Source organism: Planctobacterium sp. AWH2_060, assembly GCF_056158425.1.
The window spans coordinates 640,792-665,696 of record NZ_JBSWTG010000001.1 but is presented as its reverse complement, the minus strand read 5'-3'; the positions used below and the strand labels follow the sequence as shown (position 1 = coordinate 665,696).

Below are 24,905 nucleotides of genomic sequence, written 5' to 3'. Positions count from 1 at the left end.
TCAGACGTTATAAAAGTACTTTTTGCTGAACCCTGTGACTTTAAAAACACCTAACGAGCGTACCAAATTATCTCAATATTTTTTCCGGATGAGATATCGTGACAGAGCTGCGATAGCAGCTCTGATCGCGACATAAATTAAAGCCAAAAAAAGCACCTTCATCCGCTTTTGAAGATTCCAGGCACTGGCTGACATTAACAGATTGATCGCATCGCCCAAACTATCTCTTAACCAGTTGCGGCTAAGGCGAAAGTCCTGTTTCAGATGCCCTATAATCGGCTCTATCGCTGCTCTCTTCTGACACAACTTTCGTTTCTTCTGACGCTGATACGCGTTGTCTCTTTTTAGCGGCGGTTTGGGAAGCAGAACCTCTTCGCAAACATACTGCTGTGCTCCGCGATAGCCTCTGTCTGCTATTGCCATTGCTATCGGGTTCTTCCGATGTTGACGGGCATGTTTCAGAGCCGATTCCAGCGTTTTGCTGTCATGGATGTTTTCGTCATGACTTGCCACACCGATGATGACCTGTCCTTCTAAAGTGGATACCACGGAGGCTTTTCTGCCGTATTCGTATGGTTTATGGTCCTTACCTTTGCCAACACAATACACCCCCGGCTCATGCAGGCTGTAGATCTTGTTTTTGTCTTTGGGTTGTTGTGCCAGCACTTTTTCATACAGAGCAAAGTTATCCTTCTGTTCTGACAGGAGTTGTGCAGGCAATTTACGTTGCAATTCTCTGAGTAGTGTTCCTGCGATAGTGCGCAGACGTTTCAGGGCTCTTCTGGCTTTTCCCCGTACTTTGGGGTGACGAAAGTGGCGACACTGTAAACGTAACTCTTTGACTTCTTTCACATAAGTCCGGCGTTGCTTTACACCGTGTTTTTTAGCCAGCTTATTGAGCCGATTGATGATCTTAATGGCGAGTTTTGTGTCCGTGGGATAAGTGATGGCTTTTTCCTGTACCGTGGTATCGACGAGTACTTTATCTTCTTCCACATCCTGTTGATGTAATGCCACAGAAACAGCAAAAATGGCGTTGATACCCTCTTCTCCAATCCGCTGGCGGAAAGCCGTGATTTCGGTGCGGCAACAGGGTGGCTCAGTCTGAAAAGCGACTTCCCCACAAAACGCCTGGTAATAAGGATTCATCATCCATTGAGCGATGGTATTGTCATCACTGAGGTTGTACATCTGTTTCAACATCAACAGACCACACATGAGCCGGATGGGTTTCCCGGGGCGGCCTTTATCACTGTAAAACACAGATAACTTTTCATTCAGAAAATCCCAGTCAATTTCATCGGCGAGCAACAATAGTGGATGTTTTTCGTCGAGCTGAGAAATGAGGTCAAAAAAGCCAATTTGTCGTGAAGTTTTGGGGCTGTCTTTTATCATAAAACCGTAGTCTGTTTCGACCAGAAACTGATGTTAATTTTACCAGGTTCGGTCGAAGCAGACCAGGTTTTAAGGAAGATTAATTATAAATATCAATGAGATATGTTTTTATAACGGCTGACTAAGTACCTTTAACCAGAAGTCAGTAGTTTAATGGCCAGTGCAATCAGGATAATGCCCATAACCCGATCAAACCAGTGGCTGTTATCGCCGATAAAAGCTCTGACCTTTTTCGAACTGACAACATAAGACAAAAACGAAAACCAGATACCTGTGGCAAGAGTCATATACAGACCATAAATCGCTTTTACCGTCATTGGTGTTTCAGCACTTACAATTACCGCATATAAGGACAGAAAAAATAAGGTAGCTTTGGGATTCAACCCATTGGTTAAAAAGCCCGTCCAAAATGCCTTTTTATCGGAAATACTCTGGCCATAGTCAATGCCTGCCGCATCATTTTGCATCGGAGCTGGGCTCGGTTGACTGCGTACCCCCTGAATACCAATCCAAATCAAATAACCTGCGGCGGCATAGCTAAACAGGGAAAATAACCAGGGAGTGGTTTTAATTAAAATACCAATCCCGGCCAAAGAGTAAGCCACGTGCAACAGTATCCCAAGCCCGACACCGATACTAGTGATCACACCTGCCCGGCGGCCATAACTGACACTGTTTTTAAGCACCACCGCAAAATCCGGACCTGGACTGGCTACTGCTACCAGATGTGCAATTGCAATCGTCAAAAACTCAAGCCAATAGCTCTGCAATATTTCCATTTAACTACTTTCCTTTTACAGGGTATCTAGAAATTTCGGAACTTGCTCAGAAGCAAGACCATAAAACTGTTGATCGAAATCAGAACCCACAGCGCTAGGCTCCAGGTTTATTTCTACCGTTTTACAACCGTAACTCGAAGCCTGGGCAACAAAACCGGCAGCGGGATAAACATGACCAGAAGTACCAATCGCGATAAACAAATCAGCCTGAAACAAGGCTTCCTGAATTTCTTCCATGTGATAAGGCATTTCACCAAACCACACGATATCAGGCCTCATGCGCCTGGCGGGATAACAGCATTTACAGCCACTAGACTGGTCCAGATCTTGTGTCCATGGCTGCGCCTTTCCGGTTTTACAGCATTTAGCTGACAACAATTCGCCATGCATATGCAATACGTTTTTACTGCCAGCTTGCTCGTGCAGATTGTCCACGTTTTGAGTGACAACCAGCAAGTTTTTACCCAGCTTTTTCTCCAGCCTGGCCAAAGCAATATGAGCGGCATTCGGCTGCACATCTGGCGACTGTAACTGAGCTCTGCGCAAATTATAAAAGCGGTAGACTAAATCAGGGTTAATAGCGAAGGCTTCTGGCGTAGCCACTTCCTCTACTCTGTGGTCTTCCCAAAGTCCATTATTGTCTCGAAATGTCTTCAGACCAGACTCTGCAGATATGCCTGCACCGGTCAATACGACAACTTTGCTCATATTCTTTATTACTCTTTTATCAAAGTTGAGGTTCTGACGAACTTTATGTTACATATAAAATCATTGAAACAGGTAACACTCATCAGGAACAGGCATTTGAACAACACTTTGCCCTTTTTGCAACGAATTGAACAAAACTACAGTGATTTACCGCCTAGTGCCCGAGAAATTGCCACCTTTCTGCAAAATGATCCGCTGCTGGTGCTGAAGTTATCCACCAGTGACATCGCGCTTGCCTGTAACACCTCAAAAGCCACAGTCAGCCGCTTTTTCAGGCAACTGGGCTATAAAAATCATTTAGTGGTAAAACAAGAACTACGTACTCAGGGCCAACCAATTGCTTCAAATAATAACGATAAGCAGTTTCTGGAAGGTGAATACCAGCGAATTAAAGCGGCCTGGGAATATCTGCAACGCTACGGCATCGAGCAAATTGCCGAGGCAATCTGCAATGCCGACCGCATCAGTATATTTGGTTATCGCAATAGTTACCCCATGGCGATGCATTTTCAGCGGCAATTACTACAACTCAGAGACAGAGTGCGTTTACTGCCCCAACCCGGCCAAACCATTAGCGAAGAATTGCAAGGTATCGTCAAAGGCGAAGTGGCGATTGTAATAGGGTTCAGACGTCGGCCCAGAGTGTTTAAATCTTTGCTGACAGAGCTAAAGAAATGCACCAGCATCATTCTGTTAACCGACAGTACCGGACAAATCTACAAGGAAGACGTAGATCACCTACTGGTGTGTTCTCTGGGTGAAGAACTCGCGATGGATAGTTACGCTGCCCCAATGAGCATGATTTCAATGCTCTGCCACGCGGTGTACAACGAGCTGGGAGAGGAAGCGACACAGCGCAGCTCAGCTATATCGCAGGGATACAAATCGCTGGGTGAACTGGAAGACATTTAGCTTCAGACCAACAATCAATCCTGACCAAACAGTCAAGCAAAATGAAACATTTGTTTCATGGTAAATTACATTTGAAACTATAACCATTATGGTCTATGGTTAATACATGGGTTGCGAAATATTCTGAGTTCTTCGGCTAAATACCCAATTCTAAAAGTGAGAATTTCTCTTACGGAACCTGATGACCTGAGAAGCTAACCGAAGAGCGGGTAAAACACTCAAGTCACCACGCTTTAATCACGCACCTTTGCAACTTACAAAGACAAAGTGAATATGAAAAACAAAATAGATCCCTTTATATTTCGGGCCACCGAGACAACAGAGTTGCCCCTGTCCGCAAAAAATGGTGCCTTGCAGGGACTTAGTTTAGCGGTGAAAGATCTGTTTCACATTAAAGGATTACCAACCACTGCCGGTAATCCAGACTGGTTAACAACTCATCCAATACCGCAATCCACTAACTCAGCAGTGGAATTATTACTAGCCGCAGGGGCGCAGTTTGTAGGCAAAACCACTACAGATGAATTAGCCTACAGTTTAAATGGTCAAAACATTCACTATGGCACACCATTGAATTTCAAGGCTCCCGACAGACTACCGGGAGGTTCCTCCAGCGGTTCTGCGGCAGCTGTCGCCAGCGGTGAAGTCGATATTGGTCTTGGCACCGATACTGGCGGTTCAATACGGGTTCCAGCTTCCTACAACGGTTTGTTCGGGTTACGCCCCACCCATGGCGCAATTGCAACAGATAATATGGTGGCCCTGGCTCCGGGCTTCGATACCGTGGGGTGGCTCACCCGAGATCTGGCAACACTACACAAGGTTGCTCAGGTATTACTTCCCCAAAACCAAACACCAACAATAGACAATATATATTTTAGCGAAGAGCTTAATAACCTGGTTTATCACAGCAAAGAGATTGAGCAGCTTATTGAACAGCGCAGCGAACGCTTTACTCCTTGCGCATTTGCCACGGAATTATTGTCTAAAGCCAGTGATGCCTTTCGGGTTTTACAGGGGCGCGAGATTTGGCAACAACATGGTGAATGGCTTACTCAGCACAACCCCAATATCGCCCCGGATATCAAGCAACGACTAAATTGGTGTGCCGAATTAACGGCAGAACAACAACATGCCGCACAGGATTCAGCCCATGCCATTAACCAAAAAATAACTGACTATTTCTCAGATGGGCATTGCTTGTTGCTCCCAACGACACCCGGCCCTGCACCACTACTGAAAACCAGCGCTGAAGACTTAGTGCAGTACCGCAATCATTTATTGGGGTTAACGGCTCTGGCCGGATTAGGTGGACTACCACAATTACATATTCCTTTTGATACCGGCTCCCAGGCGCCACTGGGTTATTCTCTTATCGGGCCAAAAGGCTCAGATATGGCGCTGATTAAACTGGCCTTTAAACTTACCGGAGAAGAGCATTGATCGGTTTTACCGCTCCTCATTTTGCTGCCGCACAGGCAGGCACAGACATATTACATAACGGCGGCACGGCCATCGAAGCCATGGTGGCTGCTGCAGCAACCATCGCTGTTGTATATCCGCACATGAATGGCTTGGGTGGTGATGGATTCTGGCTGATTAGCGAACCTGGAAAAGCCCCAATCGCAATTGATGCCTGCGGTACAGCTTGCAATGCAGCTACGCCAGATTATTACAACGGCAAAAGCCAGATTCCATCCCGAGGCCCGGGTGCAGCATTAACAATGGCGGGTGCCGTTGCAGGTTGGCAGCAGGCTTTGACGCTCAGTGCACACTGGCAAGCCCCTCTGCCACTCTCAGAGCTGTTAGACAATGCCATCAGCCATGCCAAAAAAGGGATTGAAGTAACACAAAGCCTGCAGGATGCCAGTGTTAAAACCCAACCTGAATTTCAGGGGTTTAATGCATTTCACGATGTTTTCACTAACAAAGGAGAGTACCTGAAAAAAGGGCAATCCCTTGAGCTAAAAACATTAGGTGAAACATTGCAATGTTTAGCCAATAACGGCTTACAGGATTTCTATCAGGGTGACATAAGCCACAGTCTGGCTAACGATCTCCGTGAAGCTGGTTCACCCATCACCCATTCAGATTTTCAACAATATCAGGCGCAACAGGTGACACCATTGAGTGTAAATACCTCAAAAGCCACCTTATTCAATTTGCCCGCGCCCACCCAGGGCCTGGCCTCATTGATGATTCTGGCGCTGTTTGACAGAGTACAACACCGCGCTAATTCAGAAGCCGATAAAATCCACTTGCTGATCGAGTGTACCAAGCAAGCATTTATCGTGCGCAACGCCACTATCGCCGATCCTTCTCGTATTTCTATGCCTCAATCTGATTGGCTGGAGACTGAGAAACTAGATGCTTTAGCGGCCAAGATTTCTCTGAACACGGCTCTTCCCTGGCCCCACGAAGCCAAACCCGGCGATACTGTTTGGATGGGCTGTTGTGATAGCCAGGGGCGCATGGTGAGTTACATTCAGAGTTTGTATTGGGAATTTGGTAGCGGCGTCGTTTCACCACAAACTGGCATAGTCTGGAATAATCGCGGCACCTCATTTTCGCTGCAGCCGGAGTCTTTACAGTACTTACAACCCGGTATTAAACCGTTTCACACCCTCAACCCGGCTTATGCTGAATTTCACAACGGTGATCGCATGGTATATGGCACCATGGGCGGCGAAGGCCAACCACAAACTCAGGCTGCGTTGTTTAGTCGTTTTGCACATATGGGCAAAACCTTACAAGAGGCAGTCTCGGAGCCAAGGTGGTTATTAGGCAGAACCTGGGGAGACGTAAGCCACAATCTAAAAATAGAGAACAACCTGGGCAGCGAGACCATTGAGGCTTTACGAGCTAAAGGTCACGACATTGCCATAGTCAATGCACTCAATGAAATGATGGGCCACGCCGGCGCGGTACATCTCTCCGAATCACAAATAATAACGGCCGTTACCGATCCCCGCAGTGACGGACAAGGTATCGCACAAGAGGTATTAAAATCATAATGGAATTATTACTGGATAACTGGACAACAGTGGCCGCCTTAATGGTGACCGGTGTGTTTGCAGGCCTGTTAGCTGGGCTTTTAGGTGTTGGTGGCGGTATCGTCATTGTCCCTGTTCTTTATTTTTTGTTTCAGAGCTTTGGTGTTTCGGCAGAAACAGCCATGGTGGTAGCAACGGCAACCTCTCTGGCCACTATTATTCCCACATCAGTGAGTTCAATTAAGGCTCATCGCAAAAAAGGCAATGTAGACGTCAGCCTGCTAAAAAGCTGGTGGCCCTTTATATTAATTGGCGTGCTGGCAGGTAGCTTTCTGGTTACACGCGTTTCAGGGCACTGGTTTACCTTGTTGTTTGGCGTGATCGCCACCCTTTCGGCTCTCAATATGTTGTTCCGTACTAATCAGTCCCATATTGCCGATACTCTGCCTGGTAAACTGGGCCAAAGCGCTATGGCTGGCTCAATTGGTTTTTTCAGTTCAATGGTTGGTATTGGTGGCGGCACGCTGTCAGTGCCTATGCTAACCGCCTGTAAATACCCAGCCCATAAAGCGGTTGGTACTGCCGCAGCAATCGGGCTGCTAATTTCCTTACCTGGCGCCACCACCATGTTAATTCTGGGGCAAACACCCGCGGATGCGCCATTAGGCACCTTTGGTCTGGTTAACCTAATCGGCTTCGCCTGTATTGTGCCATTAACGGTTTTATTCGCACCAGTCGGTGCTCATTTAGGCAGCAAACTCGACAGTGCCATGTTGAAGAAAGTGTTTGCCGTAGTGTTATGCATCACAGGTGTTCGCATGCTGGCCCAGTTGGCTATGTGATATGTGTAATTTTCATTTTCCAAAATTAAGGTGAGTAATGAAAAGACTTAATCCTCCACCGCGTTTGTTAATGGGACCCGGCCCCATTAACTGTTATCCACGTGTGCTTTCTGCTATGTCGACACAACTGATTGGTCAATACGATCCGGTGATGACAGGCTACATGAACGAAGTTATGGGCCTGTATAGGCAGGTGTTTAAAACCGACAACCAGGCGACCCTGTTGATTGATGGCACTTCCCGTGCTGGCATCGAAGCCGTACTGGTTTCCTGTATTGAACCGGGTGACAAAGTGCTGGTGCCGGTGTTTGGTCGTTTTGGTCATCTGTTACAAGAGATCGCTGAACGAGCTGGTGCAGAGGTGCACACTATCGAAGTGCCCTGGGGAGAAGTATTTAGCCCGGAACAAGTAGAAGACGCAATTAAACGAGTGCGTCCTAAAGTATTGGCAATGGTGCAAGGCGATACCTCTACCACTATGCTGCAACCAATGGAGCACTTGGGGGAAATTTGCCGCAGATACGATGTTTTGTTCTATTCAGATGCAACAGCTTCGATAGGTGGCAATCCATTTGAGACAGATCTGTGGCAACTTGATGCGGTATCAGTAGGCCTGCAAAAGTGTTTAGGTGGACCTTCAGGTTCAGCTCCCATCACCCTCAGTGAACGCTACGTGGAGCTGGTTCGCCAGCGACATCACGTTGAGGCAGGTATTCGCAGTGAGCACCACAAAAATGGTAGTGCCAGTCGTATCCGCTCCAACTACTTTGATATTCCGATGATTCTGGATTATTGGGGAGAAGAGCGTTTAAACCACCACACCGAAGCCACTTCCATGCTGTATTGTGCCAGAGAGTGTGCCATCAACCTGATAGAAGAAGGTCAGGAAAACTGCATTGCTCGTCATTCATTACACGGTAACGCTATGGCACGAGGTGCAATGGGACTGAATTTACAATTGTTCGGTGATCAGCAACACAAGATGACCAATGTGCTAGGCGTTTATATTCCTGAAAACGTCGATGGCGAGCATATTCGCAGCCAGTTATTACAGGATTTCAATATCGAGATTGGCACCAGTTTTGGGCCGTTGCACGGCAAAATCTGGCGACTGGGTACCATGGGATACAACGCGCGCAAAGATGCTGTTTTGCACACACTGCAATCCTTAGAAACGGTTCTCAGAAGAGCTGGTCATAAGATGTCGCCCGGAGAAGGCATCGACAACGCTCTGGAGGTATACCAAAGTGCATAACCGCCCACAAACACCTGACTTCAAAAGTTACGCTGAGCAAGTGTTCAATCGTTGTGATGCCTTGGCATTACACAGTCAATCCTACGAAGGCATGGATCGACGTTATCTGACTCCGGAACACAGCATGGCGAATTTACAGGTGGCACAATGGATGACAGCTGCCGGTATGGAAACCTGGGTAGATCAGGCAGGTAATCAATGGGGTCGCTACAAAAGTGAAGTTGCTGATGCAAAATCTTTTGTTATGGGTAGCCATATTGATACTGTGCCTAACGGGGGCATATATGATGGTATTTTGGGCATTATCTTGCCAATATCTTTAGTTCAGTATTTGCATGATCATCAAATTAAACTGCCCTATCACCTGGAAATTGTCGCTTTCGGTGACGAAGAAGGTACGCGCTTTGGCACCACACTGTTGGGCAGTCGCGCCATAACCGGCTTATGGCAGCAACAATGGGACGGACTAACAGATGTACAGGGTACCACCATTGAAGAAGCCCTGAGTAATTTTGGTTGTGACTTAAACCGCATTCAGGAAGCCTCACGACTTAAAGATAAATTATTGGGATTTTTGGAAACTCATATTGAACAGGGACCGGTTTTAGAAGCAGAAGATCTACCGGTGGGTATAGTATCAGGCATAGCCGGGGCAAAGCGCTTTAAACTGAATATCAAAGGGCACGCTGGGCACGCTGGCACCGTACCTATGCCAATGCGCAATGATGCCCTGGTTGCTGCGGCTGAAATGATTCAGGACATTGAGGAGGTTGCCACAGAGCTGGGCGTTGTAGCGACCGTAGGTAAAATCAGCAACTACCCTAATGCCGTAAATGTCATCCCTGGCGAGGTGGAGTTCACCCTGGATATTCGCAGTGAAATAGACAATCGCAGAGACTCAGTATTGGAAATTCTGCAACAGGTATTGGGGCAAGTTGCCGAAAAACGCAAAGTGTCTCTGGACTGGAAAATGACCCACAGCGCCAATGCCGTTGCCTGTGACCCCAAGTTACAGCACCTGGTATCGAACAGCATCAGTGCGGCCGGTTATCGACAATTTTCCCTGCCCTCAGGTGCTGGCCATGATGCTATGGCTATTGCCGATATCTGTCCAGTAGGCATGTTGTTTGTGCGCTGTGAAAAAGGTATCAGTCATCACCCGGCAGAGTCGGTGATGGTGGAAGATATTGAGGCTGCGTTAAAAGTGCTGAATAACTTCGTATATTTTTATCAAAATCAATTACTAGAAGAAAGCACCGAAGTACTTTCTTCAGAAGGCCTTTGTGCTTAACGGGACACCCTAGTGTCCCGAGCCGGACTCCACTTTGTCCAGCTTTTCTTCTTTAATGCTTAACCAACATACTGCCGATATTGCCAAACAAACGGCACAAATAATAAACAGTATATTTTTATCTTCTGCATTACCCACAATCAAACCTACGCCGAGACTGGCCACCAATTGCGGCAACACTACGGATAGATTAAACAAGCCCATATACAGGCCCATTTTAGATTGCTCTACCTTGCGCGACATAATAGCAAAAGGCAAACTGATGGTGGCAGACCAACCTACGCCCAACAAAGCCATCAAAAGATAAATACCATAGGTATTCGCACCGGCGAATGTCATCGCAAAGTACCCCAAAGCCATTGACGCAATACACCAGGCGTGTGTTTTAACTGCACCAAATCTGGCCGATAACGGCTGAAGCAGTATAACCGGTAATACCGCAGCGATAGCGTTGAGTATCATAAAGCTGTAACCCACAACGGAACCCAGCGCATTATCTTCGATATCTGGCTGATTGAAGCGCACAAACGGCGTCATGTAGATAAACATAGACTGGATCCCAACCCAAGTGAACGAGTGCGCCGCCAGAACTTTTTGAAAGCCCAAATGTTCGCTTACATTGCTATCCACCTGTTCTTTGGTCAGTAGCGTTTTTGCCACGAAAAACAGTGTGATAGCAAAACACACTATCTCAATATAGTAATGATCAAAGCGGATATCAGCGAGACGGGCAAACAATGCGTACAAGCCGTAAACCAGGAACCCCCAAAGCGGTTGAATTACTTTCAGTCCCGCCATGAAACTCATCTTAGTCTGTTCCAGCTCTGGGTGGAGTTCTGATTTTAGCTCTTCGGGTTCAGTGATAAATAAGTTAGGGATAATGGAAAATGCCAACACCAAAAATACACTGAAATAAATCAAAGCAAAGTTATTCCAGAACGCGCCTATGGCATAGGCTAATACCCCGAAACTTCCAGAAACCGTTTGCATCCAGGTATAACCCTTAGTGCGCTCCTCCCCCTCAGGAGTCACATCAGCGATAATACTACGAGTAGGATTAAAGCTGACGTTGATGGACAAATCCAATACCAATGCCACCGTAATGGCAACACCAACAATGCCGTCAATGCCCAATGAACTGGATATCACATCGATATTGGGCAGTGCCAACAAACTCAATGCCGCAAGGACACCACCAATCAGGATAAAGGGACGTCTTCTGCCTCCCCAAAACCAGACATTATCACTAATAGCGCCCACAATGACCTGACCGATAATCCCGGCCAACGGCCCTGCCGCCCAAACAAAGCCAATATCATGCACATCCAGACCAAACTGAGTTTGCAGTATCCAGCTCATTGCGGCAATTTGAACCGACAAGGCGAAGCCCATTGCCGTCGCTGGTAAACTCAGGATGGCGTAAAAACGATTAGACAGGTTTTTCTGTATATTTAGCATGAGTGAGGCTTTTTATTAATTTTGCTTATTGAAGCACTTTTCCGGCATTGTTGTAATAGATAGCCTATTTGCATACGTTTGCAAACTAACATTTTCTTAACACTATGAAATAAGCAAGGTTTTTTGAGCGCAAAAGATTCCGAAAATAGACCATACACAACTGGTTAGACATCCGACCTGTTATTTGCAATACTCTCCCTAATTTAACAACAATGAGCATAAAAAATGCAGCCTGATGATTATATTCAATTGATCAAAGACGCCAGTGACCTGTCTGAATTGAAATTGTCCGTGCCGGGTGATTGGGCCCAGGGACGAACTGTATTTGGTGGGCTTTCAGCAGGTATTTTGTATCAGGTATTAAAGTGCCTGGTGCCCGCAGAGCGTGTTTTGCGCTCCATTACGTTTAACTTTGTCGGCCCCCTCAACACCGATGAGGACTTTGGATTTAGCTGGCAATTGTTACGCGAAGGTAAGAATGCGACACAAATAACCGCCAACATAGTGCAGAATGACCAGATATGTCTTACTGCCCTTGCCTGTTTTGCCCAAGACCGAAGCTCTAAAGTGCAGGTGGATGCCCATAGCAAAGAACTTCCTGAGCCGCCCAAAAAAGCTAAATACATTCCTCAGATACCGCGTATTACGCCTAAGTTTTTGCGCCATATCGATTTATCAATCTCGGAAGGAAAAACGCCATTTACCGGGAGTAAGTCTTCAAGCTACAAAGGTTGGATGCGTCTGAAAAAAGCACCTAAAGTATTTACCGATGCCCACATTCTCACGCTGATTGATGCCTGGCCTCCGACAATTTTGCAGATGCCATTAGGTCCAGCCCCGGCAAGTACTATGAGCTGGAATGTTGAATTTGTGCATCCCCATAAACCACTGGCAGCAGAAGACTGGTTGGCTTATGAGGCTCACACAGTACAGGCACATGGTGGTTATGCCCACGCCGAAGCAAAAATCTACGATAAAGAAGGTGAGCTGGTGGCCATCAGCAGACAGTTGATTGCTATCTTTGACCAAAAATAACGTTCTGATCTGTTACTTTAAGCAGAGCCGTCTTCCACAGACGGCTTTGCTATTACTGTTCAAATGTCCCTTTTACCACCGGACTTCCGTTGCGCACCATGCATTTACCTTTGGCATAAACCAGTTCAATATCCAGTGTCGCTTTTTCGGCTAATACAAAATCAGCATCAGCCCCCACTTCAATTCGTCCTTTATGCTTCAGTTTCAATACTTTCGAAGGGTTCAGAGTTACTGAACTAATCGCATCAACGATACTCACACCATAATCCAGCACCGCTGACTGGAATGCCTCATACAAGCTTTGTACGCGCCCCACTTCCAGTCCAATTAACTCACCGTCGCCATCAAATACCGGCAAGCTGGCATTACCATCTGAACTCATCGTCAGACGTGACACGGGCACGCCGGCATCCAGACTATCAGCAAGGGCCTTAGCAGCTGGCACTTCCCCTTCCTCAATAAACTTTTGATTGGTGCTGGAGGTAAAATCTATATACCCGCCTTGCATTGCCCACTTAATACCCGCGTCAAGCAGCGCGCCATTGCGATTTATATGAGTTGGGTAGAATTGCGTCACAGGCAAATCTGATTGTTCTGTGGCTTGCTGCAAGGTATCTAGTAGTGTTTCACTATCCCCCACATGAATACTAACAATTCCGGCTTTTCCGGCAATCATGCCACCTACCCGCGCTTCCGAAGCCACCCTTTGTATCTCGGCTACTGAAGGTTGTGATGAACGATGGTCGGCAATGGCCACTTCGCCAACACCAATAATCTTATCCACCAAGATGATATCATCGGTAACATTGCTCAGCAGCGTGCGGGCCGGAAGCTGATAAGAACCTGTGTAGCAGTAGCTGCTAATCCCCTCAACTTCCAGGGCCTGAGCCTTAGCTAATAAATCAGGTAAGGTTCTGGTTGTGGCATCTGTGCCCAAAGCGCCTATCACTGTAGTTACACCACCGGTTGTGGCGTCGGTTAAATTCATTTGCGGTGTCCGGGTATGGAACCCTCCCTCACCACCGCCACCAGAAATATGCACCAGGGAGTCTACCAACCCCGGAAACATCAATTTTCCCTGCCCGTTAACCACATTCATCAGGTCTTCCGAGACGGATAGTTTTTCTTTTAGATTGCTCCCGATAGCAGCAATCCTGCGATCTGTAATCAAAACATCCACTTCCCCCATTTCAGCCGGGGAATACAACTCTACATTTGTGATCAGTGTTAGCATTAAAGATCCTTATTGATAACCAATCAAAACGGCAACAGTCATGGTGGCAACGGACATCAGAAAGTAAATCAAATAGAGTTTCCAGGCAAATCTCACCCAGGTACTCCAGTCCATACGCGCCACGCCCAGACAACCAATTAACGATGCCGAGGTTGGTATAATAATGTTGGTTAATCCGTCGCCCAGTTGGAATGCCAGTACCGCAATTTGTCGGGACAGTCCCACCAAATCAGACAAGGGAGCCATCAACGGCATGGTTAAGGCAGCCTGACCCGAACCTGAAGCGAGGAAAAAATTAAAAATTGATTGAAATACATACATGAACACAGCAGAGCCAACATCGCTGACATCGGACATGGCGCTACCTGCATGATGTAAAATCGTGTTCAACACAGAAGGACTTGTGGCGTCATCACCACCTAATAACAATACGATCCCTTTTGCCATGCCGACAATCAGTGCTGCTGGCAATAGCTCCTTAGCTCCGGTCTGAAAGGACTCTGAAACCCGATTAACCGTCATACGTCCTGAAACGACACAAATTACCCCTACCACTAATCCCATCGCAAAAAACTGCGTCGCAATTTGAGGGATGTAATATTCGTGTACCACTACCCCCCAAATCACCCAGCCGATACCTGCCAGCAGGGTCAGCAGAATAAGGGTATCTACGATTCCATATTGTGCTTGCAGCTGAGAATCATGCTGTCTGCGGAAGTGAAAATCCGATTGATAACACAATGAGGATTCGGGATTTGCCTTAACTTTAGCGCCATACCGCATAGTAAACGCAATACCGACAGTGGTAAAAACAGCCCACATAGCAATTCTGAAATCCGCCCCGGATAACACCGGTATATCAGCGATTCCTTGTGCTATGGCAATACTGAATGGGTTCATCCACGAGGTGGCAAATCCAATCTGCGTGGCCACATAAGTAATTAACACCGCCGTTATCGCATCGTACCCCAGGGCAATAACCAAAGGCGTCAGCACAATACAAAATGCAATTGCCTCTTCCCCCATGCCAAACACCGCTCCACCTAGTGAGAACAGGAAAAACATCAAGGGAATAATAACCACATCTGCACCTTTGGTGCGGCGGATCAGCGCCATGATGCCATTATTGACTGCACCTGAGTGCATGATGATGCCAAAGGCACCACCGACGATCAGAATAAAGGCCACTACGCCTACAGCTGAGCCGTTGCGATCCCCGGATACCATGCCCTCAAAGGCGTAATTGATAAATCCGGGTTCGCTACCGCCACTAAATACAGACACTCCCGCATCCTTTTCCTGCACAATGGTAAAGCTCTCCGGCACAATCAATGTCCGCTTCACTTCCTCACCGTTTACCACTTTTGTAACCTCTGCGGTCTCAAAATATCCCGAGGGCACAATATGTGTCATGAGTGCTGCCAGCAGCACAACAAAAAACAAAATTACAAATGCATCAGGCATTCTTGTGGCAAGATTAGGCTCGTCTTTCATATTTAAATCCGCTGTAATAGTTGTTGCAGACAATATTAGGTTAATGTTGTGTAAAATGGCACAAGCATCAGAAGAAACGCGTAGTTTAAGCAAAATTATTGCTATTAGCTCAGCAAAACACCGGTTTTGACAACCCCTTGCTGTGTTGCGTTTTAGAAGATTTCAAAGCTATTCGTCGAACCACTCCGACAAGTAAAAGCTCTGATAAAAATAGGTAGGTAATGAAACTGCTTTTTTTATCATGATATTTTTATTCAGGTAATAATTCCAATTCGCCCCATTGTTGATACAAGGATTTGAAATATCCTTTGAATAGGTACTGAGAATCGGGTTCAATGTCAACCTATTTGACACAATTATCGGATGACATGAATTTAATTTACCCTGGAACAATATTCTATTTTTTACTGGCTTACTCAATCTCTGCATTTACATTTGGACAACAAAACCTTTCCCAAGAACCAGAGCAAAATATTGATATTAAAGAAAATTCCTATCAATTATTGATAATTGGAGGCGGTTTAAAAGCCTGTAGTTCAGAGTCAAAACAACACTGTCTTGATGGCACTTTTGAGGATTCAGCAGAAACATCAGCAAAGTACTACCTGGCAAGGGAAACTTTGGTGAATGTGCTATCTGTCGAGGCATTTTCTCATCTGCCTGAAACCACAAAACTGCAATTAAATACGGTATTTGAGTATTTTTATGCAAATCCGGTTCAGTTGGACAGCACTCGAGCAATCAGACAAGCCTTCGCTCAGGCCAGTTCTGACTTCGATGCTGCAAGCTTGTTTAGCAATCTTCCCAATGCCTTGTACTACGCCATTTTGGATTTTACTGAAATAGCCAGCGATTCTCCGGAAATAGTTAAGTTTAGCGCCACGGAGAACATGGCAAGCAAATCGATATTTGAAACCTTTGCAAAACAAGCAGCTGCTAAACAAGATCAAGGTAAAACGGTAAATCTGTTGTTTGCGACAGCCTCGGCAAGAGATCATTTTGCAGCCATCAGCTTCTATCAATCGGTACTCGAACAGGCGGCCGCCAACGCTTTATCCGATAGACAGGTGGTAGTAAATTGGCTCCCGCTAGATCAAAGTCTCGCTTCATTGGCGAATAAAGGTCAAAGCTGTGAGCGCTTAGCTGAGCAACAAGCAAGCCACCAATTGTACGACCGTGAGCGCATACACAAAAACAGCTTCGCATTACAAGCCAAAGCTTGCCAGGACACCCACCTTATCAGAGCACTGTTAAACAATGCGCATGGCCTGTTTATTAACGGCGGTGACCAAATGCGCACACTTAACAGCCTGAGTTTAGTTTTCGAGGATGGCAAAACTGTAGGTGACATTATCAAAGACAAAGTTGACAGCGATCAGCTTTTCGTCGCGGGAACCAGTGCAGGGGCGGCAGTATTAACCGGAGGCGTTTATCAGGGACGCCCTGTCCCCATGATCACAGGCGGTCGCTCAGATGTGGCCTTAATAAGGGGGGCTTTTGCGTTAAAACCAGCGCCGTTTGGCTGTGAGAAAGATCAAAATTGCCCAAATGGACTTTTAGAAGATGACCTCACATACGTTCCACAAGGAGGCCTGGGTTTGTTTAATGCAGGCATTATCGACACCCATTTTTCTGAGCGAGACCGACATGGAAGATTAGCCATGTTAGCGGCATTTACCAAAACCCGCTTTGGTTTTGGCATAGATGAAAACAGCGCTTTATTAGCCAGTGCCCTTAATAACAAGGTTCAGCTTAAGGTAATTGGAGAGCATGGAGTCTTTATCGCCGATATGCAAAATGCCATCTTTAAAGCTCAGGCAGGCAAACACCAGATTATTGGTTTAAGCCACTACTTGAGACATGGGGAATCTGCGGAGCTTAACCCGACCACTAATCAATTTGAGTTTCAGCCAGCAACAAACAGCGTTATTTTGAATAACAAAATCCTGCTGCCAATCATTCAGCAAGGTGAATTTCGTCGGCAGATAGCACTAAATTGTGGCACACAACAGTTCCATCGCTGGACAATAGATGACATTGCCTGGCTGGTAAATCCGAGTGAGGATACCATTTTTAACCGTGTGGAGGCATTCAGTACCGATGGCTGCAGTTTCACTAATTTGTTGTTTGGTGTCGAAAACTAACACACGGGTTGTACACATTTTATCCAACCCAGTGGAAAAACTTGTTAATAAACGAGCAATAGTTGTGCATAACTTAATCAGATTGTGGTTTAGGTGCTTGAAATAAAATATAAAAAGTTTTTTTGAATTATAACTTTATTATTGGCCGGACTTTGCGCTACACTAATATTCCTCCGGTTAGTTTTTAACAACCTTTGGTTGTCTAACGGTAACAAATTTTAGTTAGCGCACGGCTCTTAGGAGCCATTCCCCTAGCCCAGATGTTTTCATCTGGGCATTTTTCGTTTTAAGCCCGAGTTTTTTGCAGCAGAAAGCGTATCAGCAACTCATATCGGTATATTAATCTACCCAACCAATTACATTGCCTGTTTTTAATTAACAAAACGTCAACATTCAGGTTTTTGCATAATTAGTCGGATTTATGTTCTTAAAAAGCGATTAGTCAAAGAATTATTTACCCCACGCACATAGCTATTCAACCGCAACAAAGCAAAATCAAAATTTTTTGTTAACAGGCTATTTACCAAAAGCAAAATTTACGGTATTTATTTAAATAGCAAATACTCATCTCAGGACGTCTGGGATTGATTGAATTAATTTTTGAGTAGCAATTAACAACAATCTTATGTTGAAAAAAGCAGTTTCGTTATCTCAATATACCTACACACCGTGGTACTTGTCAGAGTGGTTTGACGAGTAGGCCACAACCTTTCTTTTTTGGTACGTCGCTTTCGGTGAAACGGCCAATCCTTGGTTAAAAATCAGTAATAAAAATATTTAAGCAACTTCGCTGTTGTAGGAACTTCGATCATGAACAAAACATTGCATATGCTTTTGGGGCTTACCTGTGCCCTGACACCGGTGGCCGCAGCCATTGCCCAAGAAACCAATACCAATGAAGAGAAAGCCGTCGAGCGCATTCAGGTTACCGGCTCCAATATTCGAGGCGTCGATTTAGAAGGTACTCAACCTTTACAAATCATCAGCGCGGAAGATATCGCGCAGTCCGGTGCCAACTCTGTATTTGAGTTGTTGCAAAATCTGGGGCAAACCCGTGGCGGTAGTGGTACCTTCAGCACCACAGAATCTGGAAGTACTTCCAATTCAACTCCAGCCGGTCAAGCCGCGGCATCGTTGAGAGGTTTAGGTCCGTCTTCGACCTTAACGCTGATCAACGGTCGCCGTGTCGCACCCAGCTCATTCGCTGCAGGCACTGAAAACTTCGTTGATGTTAACAGCATTCCTTTAGCCGCTATCGAAAGTATTGAAGTCTTGGCTACGGGTGCTTCAGCCATTTACGGTGCCGATGCCGTTGCCGGGGTTATCAACTATATCCTGAAAAAAGACTACCAGGGTGCCGAATTTAACATCTCGTTTGAAGACAGCGTTGAAAGCTCTGATGAATCTAAAAAGAGTGTAAATATTGTTTGGGGTGGCAGTGTTGGTGATGGAAACCTGACCTTATTTGCCGACCTGTACGATAAAAATGCTTTTGAAGCCACCGACAGACCTTTTTCTGCCGAACCACTGCTAGCTAACAGCTACTCATATTTACCTAAATTACCTTATCCTAACATCTATTATTTCTCATCCAGAGATGACAATGAGCTTGCCAACCCAGACTGTCCGTATCCCACTACAGAAACGGAGTACGGCGAAGATATCTGTGCTTACTACGCCAATGGCGATGTCTTGTTAGATTCTGAATTAGAATCTCAATCAGTCGGCGCGATATACAGCCTGGATATTGGTGATATGCAATGGAACACCGACTTCTTCTTCAGCCGTTCCAAGTCTGTAGCAGTTTCGACACCAGCGCCAATCAATGACGAATTCGATGAAGAAGGTCCCTGGGCACCGTTCAGCGCCCTGGATATTTATTCAGAAGAAGATTTGCAAGCCTGGCAAGGTGTTTCCAGTCCGTATGACATCATTTGGGACGACCCCTTTACAACTCAGGCAGGACAGGACTTATATGGCTTTCGTTATGATGCCCGTTTTCAGGATCCACGTACCATAGAAAATGAAACCCAGTCATTCCGCCTGGTATCTTCACTAGCTGGTGAAATCGGTGACTGGCAATGGGAGGCAGCTGTAACCTACTCAGAGTCTGAGTCCGAACAGGAAGCCATTTCCGGTATCTACAACAGATACAAGTACAATGCAGCGGTTCACGGTGAGTTATGCTCCGATGGCAGTATTGCCAACTATGACTATGATTCTGACACTCTCAGTTGCGGCAGTGGCAATTTATTGGGAGCCTTTAATCCCTTTCTAATCAATGATGCCAATAACGATTCAATTTTAGCGGTTGCGCAAGAGCGCCCTACCCGTGACGGTAAAAGTTCAGTTTTCGGTATAGATGCGCGCTTTAATGGCGAGTTGATGGAATTTGGTGATGACTATATTCGCGCCGCTTTTGGCGTTGAGTATCGCAAAGAAGATCTGGAAGATATTCCGTCAGATAACTCCAGAGCTAATTTTGACAATGATTTCCTGGTGGACGTATTTGGTTTTGGTTCCAGTCTGGCAAAAGCTGACAGAACACAATATGGCGCCTTTGCTGAGTTACATATTCCTGTTCACGAAACCGTGGATGTACAACTTGCCGGAAGATATGATCACTACGATGACTTTGGCAGTACCTTCAATCCAAAAGTAGGTATTTCCTGGCGTCCAACTGATGAGTTAATTTTACGCGGTAGTTTTGCATCTTCTTTCCGTGCACCTTCATTAACTCAAGCCGGTATTGAGCTCAGAACCACTACTTCAACCTATGATTGTGCTGCAAACTCACTGGTATCCGAGTTTTATTGTGATGGCGAGGGTTTCGAGTCCAGTCCAAACACTCTGGAGCTGGGTAACCCAAATTTGCAGGCCGAAGAGTCTGATTCAATGAGCTTAGGATTCGCATGGAGTCCGAGCGATGACACGACAATCACCCTTGATTATTGGAAATTTGAACACGAAAAGATTGTGGATACCAATATGACAGGTGTAATGGCTGAAGCATTGCAAGATGCCTCATTGAGACACTGTGGTGTAATAGCTCCTGGTGACGTTGGGATATCATTTGATCCTGATCTATGTACAGAAGAATTCAGAGTTAATGGTTTAGATATCTCTCAGGACGGTTTAAGCCTGGATGACATTCGCACTATTTTGACCAAGTGGAATGAATCTGGTTTAGCGCGAGACAATGGCCTGCCATTATTCCGCGACCACGTTATTCTCTTAGATAACACTGGTACCCAGGATGTATCAGGTTTGGACCTGGATGTCGCACATGATATGGATTTGTGGAATGGTACCCTGTCATTTGATTTTGACTGGACACACTATTTGGGTTTCGAGCGCAATAAACCTGGCTCAGATGAAAAAGAAGAGTTAATCGGCACTTACCGCTATCCAGAAAATATCGCCAACCTGTCCGTACTTTGGGGCAACGATGACTATTACGGCGGTGTTTCCGTGCGTTATGTCGACGGCTATGAAGACGATATCGAAGGGATGCGCAGCCGAGAGATTGATGAGTTAGTGGCTATGGGTGTGCTTGCCGATGCTGATAGCAGTCGCGATGTTTCCTCATGGACCACCGTTGATGCCCGCTTTGGTATCATTCTTAAGAATGCCACTATCAAGCTGAATATAGATAACCTGTTTGACCGCAATCCGCCTGTGGTTTACGGCTCAAGCCGCGGTTTCGATACCATCAACCACAATGCCTACGGTACAACTTACCGTATTTCATACACTCACTTCTTTTAAAACATAAAAAAGGCGCCTCGCAAATCATTGCAGGCGCCTGCATTTAAAGCTGTTCAAAATTAACCAAAGTTCTCTGTCTGGCTGGCTTTTGTTCCTACAATATCGGCAAGTCAGATCTACCAATCCCCTTGAATATCAACAACAATAATGCACTCAGCGACTTGTAGGTTGGAATTCATTCCAACGACTACGCCGAATATACTGACAGAAGCCAGTAAAGCCTGCTTACACAGCTTTTAACTGTGTTTTAAAACGCTGAGCATTTTGCACATAGTGAGCCGCTGAAAGTTCCAGCTGTGCACGTTGTTTATCAGATAGCGACTTAATCACTTTACCGGGTGAACCCACCACCAATGAACCATCGGGAATTTCCATACCTTCGGTAATCAGTGCATTGGCACCAATAACACAGTGCTTACCGATTTTAGCGCCATTGAGCACCACTGCATTGATGCCGATTAAAGAATAATCGCCTATTGTGCACCCGTGCAGCATTACTTTGTGTCCCACAGTAACCCCTTCACCAATCGTCAAAGGAACACCTTCGTCCGTGTGCAAAACACTGCCATCCTGAATATTGCTATCTTTACCGACAGTGATCTTGTCACAGTCGCCTCTTATCACAGCGTTAAACCAAACACTGCTGTTTTCTTGCAGCTCAACATTGCCAATAACGTGGGCGCCTGGTGCCACAAAAACGGTGTCATGTTGTGATACCGATAATTCACCTAAAGAATAAATCAATTGCTGCTCTCCTGTTTTAGTCGTAAAAGCCCTTCCTGTGTGGCAGAGGCAATCAGTTCACCATCTCTGGAAAAGATTTGTCCTCGTACATAGGCTCTGCCGCCGGCACTACTTGGGCTTTCCGAAACGTATAATACCCAATCATTAAAATCAAAACTGCGATGAAACCAGATAGCGTGGTCAATTGTGGCTAAGCGCAGGTTCTTGTCCGACAACGATAAACCGTGCTTACGCACTGCGCTCATCAAAAAGTAATAATCGGAGGCATAACATAAAGCACGCTGATGAAATGCCAGTTTGTCCTCAACCACATGATTTTCTCTGAGCCTCATCCAGACAAACTGTTGCGCGCTCTCCTCATCAGATTTGACAGTGCGGATCTCAATGGGTTTGTGAAATGGGATAGCCGTTTTTAACCTTTCCGACACCTGCATTTTATCGGATTCATATTTATCAATATCATTATCGAGGGTTTCCGGTCCGGGTACCGTTGGCATCACTGGCGCCTGGTGGGTGAACCCGTCTTCTGATGTTTGAAACGAACACATACAGTCAAAGATGATATTGCCTTTCTGAATGGCTTTAACGCGGCGTGTGGCAAAACTACGACCATCTCTGACCCGCTCGACCTGACAAAACACCGGCAGTTTTGCGTCGCCTGGTAACAAAAAATAGCAATGTAACGAATGTACGTAAAATGGCGCATCTACGGTTTGCTGAGCGGCACTCAAAGCCTGAGCCATAACCTGGCCACCGTATAATGCTCTGAACCCTAAATCCCAACTTGGAAATAAGAAAAAGTTGTCTTCTACTTTTTCAGGGCTTAATAACTCATTGATTTTGGGTAACTTATTCATCTGGTACTTTAACATTCCTTTTACTGAATCCCATTCAGAAACCTAATTGAAAGCGGTTCAATTATTTCACCATTAATGATTTCGATTTCCTCTGGGATCCTTTGGGTAAAATTTATCAGGTAAATGATCGTGATGTTCAAAAAACCGGGTATCTTTATAGGGTAACTTCATAAATCCCGAGATACCCTCGCCCTTAATTTCCGGTATTAATGCGACGATTTGCTGTAAACACTCACGAAACTCGTTTTCCTTGCTGTGATCAAGTAGCTTGTAGTAGCTGTGTACCTTAAGGTGCAGTGTCAGTGCTTCGAATATAATGCAACCAGTATGGTGGATGTTGTTTAAGCGTTTAATCACAGCAAGCATGGATTCGGGTAAGCGCAATAACTCGTCTGGATCATCACCATCCTCAAAGTAACTATGGGTTCTTCCCTCTTCTTCCAATGCCGAAATTAAACTTTTTTCATAAAAAATGATGTCATCCGGTGCCGGGTTAAAGGGTTGTTCTACCGATGTTCGCTCAACGTGCAAGGTATCTCTGGCATTAAACATACAACTTTTAAAAATACCCACCCGATGTATCGCCCTTGCCAAACGCACAACATTGTTGACCGAAGCAATAAAAGACGGTAACAACGCCGGGCGATTAATATTTAATGAAGAATCAATATAGACTCCATCCGCTTGCCAGCGCACCACAATGCCGCCCAGCACCGGAAATTTTCCTAATCGAGACACTGCGCTGACGAAGGCCTTTTCGTTTTCGCCCATGCCCTGCATATAGTTTTTATAGTATCGCTCAAACTGTGCATCATTGAGATACCGCAATTCACTGCTGTCCCCTTCTTCCCGAAGAAATGATTTTCGGGAGCTATAAACTACGGTATCAATTTCTTTTTGATCTTCATGATGCCAACAGGGGATTGCTGCCTGTTCAGGGGTGATTTTGGGATCACCAAATACCAGATTGGCCATGTAATGCATGTTGCGTAAGAAATAATCTCCGGCTTCCCGCTTCAATTGCACATCATCACTTAACATGGCTGTCAGGGTATTCGCCATTTCCTTTGGCAGACCGACAGAATTAGGGGTTATAACGCGCTTGCCAAAGCGACAAGACTGCCCTGAAGCCAAAGCATATAAGGTACTGGCGAGTCCCTGCTCATCAAATCTGGGAGAAGACAACTCTCCGTTTAGTTGCTCTTCGCCGATAAAATACACATCACCTAATCTGGCATTAGTTTGCTGTAAATCACCAGACATTAAATCCATGACATTATTGCTGACATACTGTCCGCTGGCATCCACCTGAGCAAACACCGAAGAGCCCCAGTCAATTAAACCGACATCGCCATTTTCTGGGTTGTACACGATATTTGATGGTTTGATATCACCATGAACAATGGGTTTATCTTGCCCCTGATGTTTGAACGCTCGCAAACTGTTTAGTATGTCGGTCATTTGCAAAGCAATATTAATCAGAGTCGGAATCGCAAGCGGCCCTTCTCGCAGACTCAATTGCTCTAAATCCAGCCCCATTGCCCGCTCCATCACCAAAATCGCCTGTTTGCCTACGCGCTGAAATTCAACCAGCGGCGGCACATTGGGATGCTCTACATGGTTGAGCATGAAGGCTTCTTCTTCGAGACGGTCCTGAACATGCTGGGGTAAATTGGCGCGAGAAAACTTGAAAACCAGTTGCTGCCCTTCGGGTGAGATCCCCGCAAAGGCAAAACCAAATGCGCCCTTGCCAATAAGCTCAATGTTGTCATAACCGAGCAGTTGTAGTTGTTCTTTGCAAAGCTGCAACCAGTCTTTTAACTTTTGCGCATCCTGATGGGATAACAAGTAAATGGATTGTTCTTCAGGAATGTAAAAGTGTTTTAAGTTGGAGGTGGTCATGTATCGCGCAATTAAAACCGGTTCAGAATTAACGGAGGCTACAAGGTAAGCCAAAGCGCAGATTGCATCAACCAATTTAGACCCGGCAACGCAA

At 45.8% G+C, this 24,905-nt stretch carries 17 protein-coding genes and 1 pseudogene; 9 read left to right on the top strand and 9 right to left on the bottom strand.

All coding sequences use genetic code 11. From position 1 onward, the window contains the following. Positions 1-72: 72 nt before the first annotated feature. The 3 genes and pseudogenes from ACXAD8_RS02890 to cobB all read right to left on the bottom strand — a co-directional run. A complete protein-coding gene (locus tag ACXAD8_RS02890; RefSeq protein ID WP_475224681.1) occupies positions 73-1,395 on the bottom strand; it encodes an IS5 family transposase in 1,323 nt (440 codons plus the stop codon). A gap of 131 nt (positions 1,396-1,526) precedes the next feature. Beyond that, complete coding sequence (locus ACXAD8_RS02885; protein ID WP_475224678.1) at positions 1,527-2,174, bottom strand: LysE family translocator; 648 nt, start codon at positions 2,172-2,174, stop codon at positions 1,527-1,529. A gap of 15 nt (positions 2,175-2,189) precedes the next feature. Beyond that, positions 2,190-2,909, bottom strand: a pseudogene (cobB, locus tag ACXAD8_RS02880) (Sir2 family NAD+-dependent deacetylase); the annotation flags it as partial. Positions 2,910-2,978: 69 nt separating this feature from the next. Here cobB and ACXAD8_RS02875 point away from each other — a divergent pair. From ACXAD8_RS02875 to ACXAD8_RS02850, 6 genes are all read left to right on the top strand, one after another. After that, positions 2,979-3,794, top strand: a complete 816-nt coding sequence (locus ACXAD8_RS02875) for a MurR/RpiR family transcriptional regulator (protein WP_475224675.1) — start codon at positions 2,979-2,981, stop codon at positions 3,792-3,794. 273 nt (positions 3,795-4,067) lie between these two features. Then, on the top strand, positions 4,068-5,237 hold the full coding sequence (locus ACXAD8_RS02870; RefSeq protein ID WP_475224673.1) for an amidase: 1,170 nt from the start codon (positions 4,068-4,070) through the stop codon (positions 5,235-5,237). Next, a complete protein-coding gene (locus tag ACXAD8_RS02865; RefSeq protein ID WP_475224670.1) occupies positions 5,234-6,808 on the top strand; it encodes a gamma-glutamyltransferase family protein in 1,575 nt (524 codons plus the stop codon). The genes ACXAD8_RS02870 and ACXAD8_RS02865 overlap by 4 nt, the downstream gene beginning before the upstream one ends. Further along, on the top strand, positions 6,808-7,629 hold the full coding sequence (locus tag ACXAD8_RS02860) for a sulfite exporter TauE/SafE family protein (protein ID WP_475224668.1): 822 nt from the start codon (positions 6,808-6,810) through the stop codon (positions 7,627-7,629). Before ACXAD8_RS02865 ends, ACXAD8_RS02860 begins: the two co-directional genes overlap by 1 nt. A gap of 37 nt (positions 7,630-7,666) precedes the next feature. Next, complete coding sequence (locus ACXAD8_RS02855; RefSeq protein WP_475224666.1) at positions 7,667-8,884, top strand: pyridoxal-phosphate-dependent aminotransferase family protein; 1,218 nt, start codon at positions 7,667-7,669, stop codon at positions 8,882-8,884. After that, the gene (locus ACXAD8_RS02850) at positions 8,877-10,175 is read left to right on the top strand and encodes an allantoate amidohydrolase (protein ID WP_475224663.1); all 1,299 of its coding nucleotides are present in this window, start codon (positions 8,877-8,879) and stop codon (positions 10,173-10,175) included. The genes ACXAD8_RS02855 and ACXAD8_RS02850 overlap by 8 nt, the downstream gene beginning before the upstream one ends. 9 nt (positions 10,176-10,184) lie before the next feature. Here ACXAD8_RS02850 and ACXAD8_RS02845 read toward each other — a convergent pair whose 3' ends face one another. After that, positions 10,185-11,633, bottom strand: coding sequence for an MFS transporter (locus tag ACXAD8_RS02845; protein WP_475224661.1), 1,449 nt, complete (start codon positions 11,631-11,633; stop codon positions 10,185-10,187). A 225-nt stretch (positions 11,634-11,858) separates the two neighbouring features. Between ACXAD8_RS02845 and ACXAD8_RS02840 the strand changes: the two genes are divergently transcribed. Beyond that, positions 11,859-12,668 (top strand): thioesterase family protein, encoded by an 810-nt coding sequence (locus ACXAD8_RS02840; protein WP_475224659.1) that lies wholly within the window; start codon positions 11,859-11,861, stop codon positions 12,666-12,668. Positions 12,669-12,720: 52 nt separating this feature from the next. On the opposite strand, the gene iadA is transcribed toward ACXAD8_RS02840, so the two are convergent. Both iadA and yfcC read right to left on the bottom strand, forming a co-directional pair. Beyond that, positions 12,721-13,902 (bottom strand): beta-aspartyl-peptidase, encoded by a 1,182-nt coding sequence (gene iadA / locus ACXAD8_RS02835; RefSeq protein WP_475224656.1) that lies wholly within the window; start codon positions 13,900-13,902, stop codon positions 12,721-12,723. A 9-nt stretch (positions 13,903-13,911) separates the two neighbouring features. Then, a complete protein-coding gene (gene yfcC, locus ACXAD8_RS02830; protein ID WP_475224653.1) occupies positions 13,912-15,396 on the bottom strand; it encodes a putative basic amino acid antiporter YfcC in 1,485 nt (494 codons plus the stop codon). Positions 15,397-15,731: 335 nt separating this feature from the next. Between yfcC and ACXAD8_RS02825 the strand changes: the two genes are divergently transcribed. After that, positions 15,732-17,540, top strand: coding sequence for a cyanophycinase (locus ACXAD8_RS02825; protein ID WP_475224652.1), 1,809 nt, complete (start codon positions 15,732-15,734; stop codon positions 17,538-17,540). 810 nt (positions 17,541-18,350) lie between these two features. Next, complete coding sequence (locus ACXAD8_RS02820) at positions 18,351-21,308, top strand: TonB-dependent receptor domain-containing protein (RefSeq protein ID WP_475224649.1); 2,958 nt, start codon at positions 18,351-18,353, stop codon at positions 21,306-21,308. A gap of 225 nt (positions 21,309-21,533) precedes the next feature. Here the strand turns inward: ACXAD8_RS02820 and ACXAD8_RS02815 are convergent, their stop codons facing one another. The 3 genes from ACXAD8_RS02815 to ACXAD8_RS02805 form a co-directional block, all read right to left on the bottom strand. Beyond that, the gene (locus tag ACXAD8_RS02815) at positions 21,534-22,052 is read right to left on the bottom strand and encodes a gamma carbonic anhydrase family protein (RefSeq protein WP_475224647.1); all 519 of its coding nucleotides are present in this window, start codon (positions 22,050-22,052) and stop codon (positions 21,534-21,536) included. Continuing rightward, positions 22,049-22,909 carry an acyl-CoA thioesterase gene (locus tag ACXAD8_RS02810; protein WP_475224645.1) on the bottom strand — a complete coding sequence of 287 codons (861 nt, stop codon included), beginning with the start codon at positions 22,907-22,909 and terminating at the stop codon, positions 22,049-22,051. The genes ACXAD8_RS02815 and ACXAD8_RS02810 overlap by 4 nt, the downstream gene beginning before the upstream one ends. Positions 22,910-22,981: 72 nt before the next feature. Continuing rightward, positions 22,982-24,811: a serine/threonine protein kinase gene (locus tag ACXAD8_RS02805; protein ID WP_475224642.1), complete on the bottom strand. Its 1,830-nt coding sequence runs from the start codon at positions 24,809-24,811 to the stop codon at positions 22,982-22,984. Positions 24,812-24,905: the final 94 nt, after the last annotated feature.